5 protein-coding genes and 1 pseudogene are annotated in these 6143 nt (G+C 73.9%); 4 read left to right on the top strand and 2 right to left on the bottom strand.

Annotated elements, in window-relative coordinates; translation table 11 throughout:
• Nucleotides 1-246: 246 nt before the first annotated feature.
• The 3 genes and pseudogenes from ACVMYR_RS21380 to ACVMYR_RS21370 all read left to right on the top strand — a co-directional run.
• A pseudogene (locus ACVMYR_RS21380) lies at nt 247-639 on the top strand (FAD-dependent monooxygenase); the annotation flags it as partial.
• Nucleotides 640-790: 151 nt separating this feature from the next.
• Complete coding sequence (locus ACVMYR_RS21375; RefSeq protein ID WP_077937297.1) at nt 791-1663, top strand: helix-turn-helix domain-containing protein; 873 nt, start codon at nt 791-793, stop codon at nt 1661-1663.
• Between the two features lie 105 nt (nt 1664-1768).
• The gene (locus ACVMYR_RS21370) at nt 1769-2716 is read left to right on the top strand and encodes an SMP-30/gluconolactonase/LRE family protein (protein WP_431892150.1); all 948 of its coding nucleotides are present in this window, start codon (nt 1769-1771) and stop codon (nt 2714-2716) included.
• 61 nt (nt 2717-2777) lie between these two features.
• On the opposite strand, the gene ACVMYR_RS21365 is transcribed toward ACVMYR_RS21370, so the two are convergent.
• Together ACVMYR_RS21365 and ACVMYR_RS21360 are read right to left on the bottom strand one after the other, a co-directional pair.
• A complete protein-coding gene (locus ACVMYR_RS21365; RefSeq protein WP_396788329.1) occupies nt 2778-3632 on the bottom strand; it encodes an SMP-30/gluconolactonase/LRE family protein in 855 nt (284 codons plus the stop codon).
• A gap of 103 nt (nt 3633-3735) precedes the next feature.
• Nucleotides 3736-4215: a GNAT family N-acetyltransferase gene (locus tag ACVMYR_RS21360; RefSeq protein ID WP_457122539.1), complete on the bottom strand. Its 480-nt coding sequence runs from the start codon at nt 4213-4215 to the stop codon at nt 3736-3738.
• A 374-nt stretch (nt 4216-4589) separates the two neighbouring features.
• On the opposite strand from ACVMYR_RS21360, the gene ACVMYR_RS21355 reads away from it, so the two are divergent.
• Entirely contained in the window at nt 4590-6080 is a 1491-nt protein-coding gene (locus ACVMYR_RS21355; RefSeq protein WP_228986715.1) for an endo-1,4-beta-xylanase, read from the top strand.
• Nucleotides 6081-6143: the final 63 nt, after the last annotated feature.

Here is a 6143-nt window from a genome sequence, read left to right as displayed (position 1 = left end):
GCCGCCGGGAACGCCGCCAGGCCCGCCGGAGCACCCCCGCGCCGCAGCCCGAGACCGTGGCCGAGGAACCGGTCCCGGTCGCCTGACGGCCGGCACCGCCCCCGGCCGGCACGCGGATCGCGCGTGCCGGCCGGGGGCGGTCGGCCGGGCAGCCCCACGTCGGTCGGCCGGGGGACCGGTGCCGGTCCTCGGCCGGCCGCGAGCCGCCGCCGTCGGTAAGCTCCCCATGATGAGGCGGGCGGCACGGTGACCGTGGTCCCGGTCGTCATCGTCGGCGCGGGTCCCACCGGGCTCACCGCCGCGACGCTGCTCGCCCAGCACGGCGTGGAGTGCCTGGTGCTCGACCGGTGGGAGTCGGTCTATCCGCTGCCCCGCGCGGTCGCCCTCGACGACGAGGTGCACCGCATCCTCGCCCGGCTGGGGCTGCGGGAGGAGTTCGCGGCCATCTCCCGGCCGCACCGGGGCCTGCGGCTGGTGGACCGGAGCATGCGGGTGCTGGCCGAGTTCCCCCGCGACGTGACGCCGGGCCGGCACGGCTACCCGCAGGGGAGCCTGTTCGACCAGCCGGAGCTGGAGGCGATCCTGCGCGCCAACCTCGGCAGGCACGGCAGCGCCACCCTGCGCGGCGACACCGAGGTCACCGCGCTGGTCGACCTCGGCCACTGGGAGGGCGTGCACCAGCACCGGCGGTGTCTTCGGTGCCGGTGCCGGTGTCGAGGGGCGGGAAGCCCGGGTGCCTCACCCTGGCAAGGTGTGGCTGACGCCTGCGGCCTGCCGAATACTTCCTGTCGTGGACGCGAAACGACAGCTCGGGGAGTTCCTCCAGGCCCGCCGCTCACAGTTGCGGCCGGAGGACGTCGACCTGACCACCTACGGCGGCCGGCGCCGGGTGAGCGGTCTGCGCCGGGAGGAACTGGCCCTGCTCGCCGGGGTCAGCCCGTCCTACTACGCGCGGCTGGAGCAGGGGCAGTCGTCTAACGCGTCGGCGGAGGTCCTGGACGCGATCGCCACGGCGTTGCGCCTCGACGACGCCGAGCGGCGGCATCTGCACGTCCTGGCCGGCGGCGCTGTCCGCCGCCGGGCCACCGGACGGCGGTCGGCGCCGGAGACGGTCAGCGCGGCGGTGCGCCAGCTCATGGCGGCGCTGGGCGAGGTGCCCGCGATGGTCCTGGGACGGCGCGGCGACGTCCTCGCCTGGAACCGCACCGGGAACGCGCTGTTCGCCGGTCACGTCGACTTCGCCGCCCCGCAGCGCGCGGAGAGCCGTCCCAACATGCCCCTCCTGGTCTTCCTCGACCCGCACGTCCGCGAGCTGTACGCGGACTGGCCGGCGAAGGCCCGCGCCGTGGTGGGCACGCTGCGGCTGGCCGCCGGCGAACATCCCGACGACGCGGCGCTGGCGACGCTGATCGGGCAGCTGTCGCTGGGCAGCCCCCAGTTCGCCGCCCTGTGGGCCGACCACCGGGTGAAATCCGGTGCCGAGCCGGTGTACGAGATGCGGCATCCGCTGGTGGGCGCCATCAGCGTCACCCAGCAGAGCCTGCGCACCGAGCGTGGCCAGCAGGTCGTGCTGGCCACCACCGAGGTCGGCTCGCCGTCACACGCGGCCATGATGCTGCTCACGCACAGCACCGCCACCGCCCGGGTGACCGCCGCGAGCTGACCACCGGCTCCGAGAAGAACCCGCCCCAGAAGTACGCGCCGTGCGCGGCGCGGCGATCCCGCGTGCCCGAAACCGGGTCCGCGGCCGAACGAAGACAGGACAGAGATGCGCAGAAGGAACTTCGCCGCCGTGGCCGCGGGACTCGCCGCCGCGACGCTACTGACCACCGGCACCGGACCGGCCGCCCTCGCCGGGCCGCCCGCCTCCGCCCGGATCTTCCGGCACTTCGACCTCGCCCAGGGGCAGCTGCCGGAGAACATCGCCCTCGCGCCGGACGGCACCGCGTACGTCACGTTCGCCGCTGCCCGTCAGGTCGCCTCGATCGACCGGGACGGCACCGTCCGGGTCCTGGCCACGCTGGCGGCCCCCGCCGACGGCGGTATCCACACGCCCGCCCTCGGTTTCGCTCTGACCACGGGCATCGTGCGGCAGCCGGACGGCACGATCTACTTCCTGTACGCCAGCGGCGACGCGGCGACGACGGGCCTGTACCGGCTGCCGCGTGGCGGCGTCCCGTGCCGTGTCGCCGCGCTGCCCGCTGCCGGCCTGCCCAACGGCTTGGCCCTCGACGAGCGCACCGGGACGTTCTACGTCACCGACTCGGTGCTCGGCACCATCTCGGCCGTGCAGCCGGGCGGGCGTGCCGTCGTGTGGTCGTCGGCGCCGGAGCTGGCCGCGACGGGGTTCCTCGGCGTCAACGGGATCAAGGCCCGCGACGGCGCGGTCTGGGCCGGCAACCACGACCGGGGCACCTTGCTGAGGATCCCGGTACGCCACGGCGAGCCCGGGCCGGTCGAGGTGCGGGCGAGCGGCCTGAGCAGCATCGACGACTTCGCCTTCGCCGGGAGCGACGTGATCGCCGCCCTCGTCGGCGCCAACCGGGTGGTCCGGGTCGACGCCGCCGGCCGGTCGACGACCCTGCTGACCGCCGCCGACGGCCTGCAGAACCCGACCGCGGTCGCCGTGCGCGCGAACACCGCGTACGTCACCAGCGCCGCCTACCTGACGGCCGCCGACCCGAACCTGATCGTCGCCACCCTGCCGCGCCGCTGACCGTTCCTCCCCGGCGGGCGGGCGTCGACGAGAACGCCTTCGAGGGCGGCATCGCGGGTGCTCAGCCGGCGAAGGGATGGGCCGGGAAGCCCGGCACCTCGGGGCGGAACCGGAACAGCGCGCCCGCCGGGGAGCGGTCGTCGGCCGGCAGGCCCAGGCGGGACGACGTGACGTAGAGGTCCGCGTGGTCGGGACCGCCGAACGCGCACGACGTGGGGCGCCGGACCGGCAGCTCCACGACGGCGGTGCGGCGGCCGTCCGGCGCGTACCGGTGGACGGCGCCCCCGTCCCACAGCGCCACCCAGGCCCCGCCCTCGCTGTCGAGGCAGAGCCCGTCGGGGGTGCCCACCGCCGGCGGCACATCCACCACCGGCCGCCGGTCGCGCAGTTCCCCGGTCGCCAGGTCGAAGGCGAAGACGTCCAACCGTTGGGTGGCCGAGTCGACGTACCAGGCGGTGTCGCCCTCCCGGGTCCAGGCCAGCCCGTTGGAGACGGTGAGCCCGGTGAGCACCGTCTCGACCGCGCCGTCGGCGTCGAGCCGGTGCAACGCGGCCCGCCCCGGTGCCGCGTCGTACGCCATCGAGCCGCAGTAGAAGCGCCCGAGGGGGTCGCAGGCCCCGTCGTTCATCCGGATCGACGGGTCCGACCAGACCTCGGGCAACAGCTCCACCGAGTCGTCCCCCAACAGCGCGAAGCCCCGCTCGACGGCGACGACCAGCCCACCGGCGGATCGCGGGCGCAGGGCCGCGACCACCGGGGCGACGTGCCGGCGGGCGACGACCCCGGTGGCCGGGTCCAGCGCCAGGATGTCCCCGGCCAGCATGTCGACCCACCGCAGCCGCTGGTCGGCCGGGCACCACACCGGCCCTTCCCCGTGCCCGGCGAGGGGCGGGGTGACCTGCTCGACGTCGACCATCCGACACTCCTCAGTCGATCCGCGCTCCGGTCACGCCGAGCGGCGGCAGGGGCTGGCCGCCCAGGCCCGGGCGGTGGCGTGCCGGCGTCGGGATCGCCCCGGGTCAGTCCAGGTCGCGATAGTAGTAGAACATCGGCTCGGGTGCCCCGGGCTCGACGTTGGTGAAGCCGTGCGCCTCGTAGAAGCGGCGGGCGTCGACGTCCGCGCCGTCGACGTTGATCTCCAGCGAGCCGGCGCCGCGTTCGCCGGCCAGCCGGCAGGCGGCCTCCAGCAGGGCGTGTCCGTACCGCCGTCCGCGCGTCTCGGGGCGCACGTACAACTCGTCGAGGGTGGCCACCGGGCCGGCGTACCAGAGGCTGGGCCGGAAGGAGAGCACGGCCACCCCGACGGCCGGGTCGCCGCCGAGCAGGACCAGGAAGTGCTCACCGGCGAGGAGCCGCCGCAGCCGGGCGGCGAGCACCTGTGGCCCCGGCGTGGGGGTGTCGAACTCGCGGTTGAAGGCGTCCAGCATCTCGGCCACCAGGTCGGCGTCGGACACCGTCGCCGGCCGGACCGGGCGCTCGTGCTCGGGCTCTGTCCCCATCCGGCGTAGCCTTCCGATCGCCGCGGCGGCGAGCAACGCATTATCCCGGCGCGACCGGGCGGCGGGCCGCGGCGCACCAGGGGGCCGGGGCTCCGAATGTTTCGGTACCGGCCGCGTGGCCGAGGGGCGGCGGCCGGGCGGCGCACTCCCGCCCGAGTCTGCGGTGCCGATGGTCCCGCTCGCCTGCCTGCGCCGACGTGCTGTCGGCGGCCCGTCGGGCACCCGGCGAGGTTTCCGAAACATTTCCGGAAGTTGTTGACACTGTCGCTGGCCGGTATCGATACTGACCCTCCGATAAGGATGCATGAACTTCGATTATTGGTGGCGTGCCTCAAGGAGGGCCTGTGAACGGCAGCCTGAGACGGCGGAAGAGAATGACGAGAGCCGCCCTGCCGGCGGCGGTGTTGTTGCTGGTGAGCGGCGCGGTGGCGGTCCAGTCCACCGCCCCCGCCGCCGCAGCCGAGACCACGCTGCGGGCCGCGGCGGCCAAGGCGGGGCTGTTCTTCGGCGTCGCCGCCTCACCCAACCGGCTCTACCCGATCGTCGGTCAGGAATTCAACCAACTGACCCCCGAGAACGACATGAAGCCGGACCGGATCGCCACGTCGAGCGGCGGGCTGCAGAACACCGGCGGCGCGGACACCCTGGTCAACCACGCCCAGAGCAACAACATGCTGGTCCGGGGGCACACGCTGGTGTGGCACTCGCAGGCCGGCGCGCTGCAGGGCGCCAGCCAGGCGACGCTGAACACCTTCATCGGCAACGCCATCAACCGCTGGGGCAGCAAGATCGCCTACTGGGACGTCGTCAACGAGGCCCTGGAGGACAACAACACCGGCCGGCGCCGCAACCAGTGGCCGCACACCATGAACCGGGACGCCAACGGCGACGGTGACTACTTCGACGCCGGCGACACCGACGTCATCCGGGACTCGTTCATCCGGGCCAAGCAGGTCGTGCAGGCCGGCGGGTACTCGACCAAGCTCTGCATCAACGACTACGACGTCGAGGGCCTGACGGTCCAGGGTGGTGGCCCGAACCGCAAGGCCAACGCCCTGTACGACATCGTCCGCACCTACCGGCAGTACATCGACTGCGTCGGGTTCCAGTCGCACTTCAACGACAACCCGAACAGCATCATCACCAACGACCTCCAGGCCAACATCCAGCGCTTCGCCGACCTCGGCGTCGAGGTGCACCTCTCCGAGGTGGACATCGACGACGACCTGAGCAACAACGACATCGGCGCGGGCCAGGCGGAGAACTACCGCAAGGTCGTGCGGGCCTGCCTGAACGTCTCCAAGTGCACCGGCATCACCGTCTGGGGCATCTCCGACAGCGAGTCGTGGCGCTCCTCCGAGCGGGGCCTGCTGTTCACCGGCGGCAACGGCAGCTACCAGAAGAAGGCCGCCTACCACGCGGTCCTCGACGAGCTGAACAAGGGACGCACCACCACCCCGCCGACGACCACGCCGCCCCCCACGACGCCTCCGCCGACGACGCCCCCGCCGACCACCCCGCCGCCGACCACGCCCCCGCCCACCACGCCGCCGCCGACCACCCCGCCGCCGGCCACCGGCTGCTCGGCCACGGTCTCGCTGAACTCCTGGACCGGGGGCTTCGTCGCCACCGTGCGGGTCACCGCCGGCACCTCGCCGATCAGGGGGTGGACCGTCGCGCTCACCCTGCCGGCCGGGACGGCGGTCACCAACGCCTGGAGCGCCACCGCCAGCGGCTCCAGCGGCACCGTGCAGTTCAGCAACGTCAGCTACAACGGCGCGGTGAACGCCGGCCAGTACACCGAGTTCGGCTTCCAGGGCACCGGGAGCGCCACCGGCCTGACCCCGGTGTGCACCGCCTCCTGAGCACCACCCGTCCCGGGCGGGCGCACCGCGTCCACCCGGGACGGACGACACGTGATCCGGCCA

The sequence above is a fragment of the Micromonospora sp. PTRAS2 genome (assembly GCF_054052245.1).
This window is presented reverse-complemented; position numbering and strand designations above follow the sequence as displayed.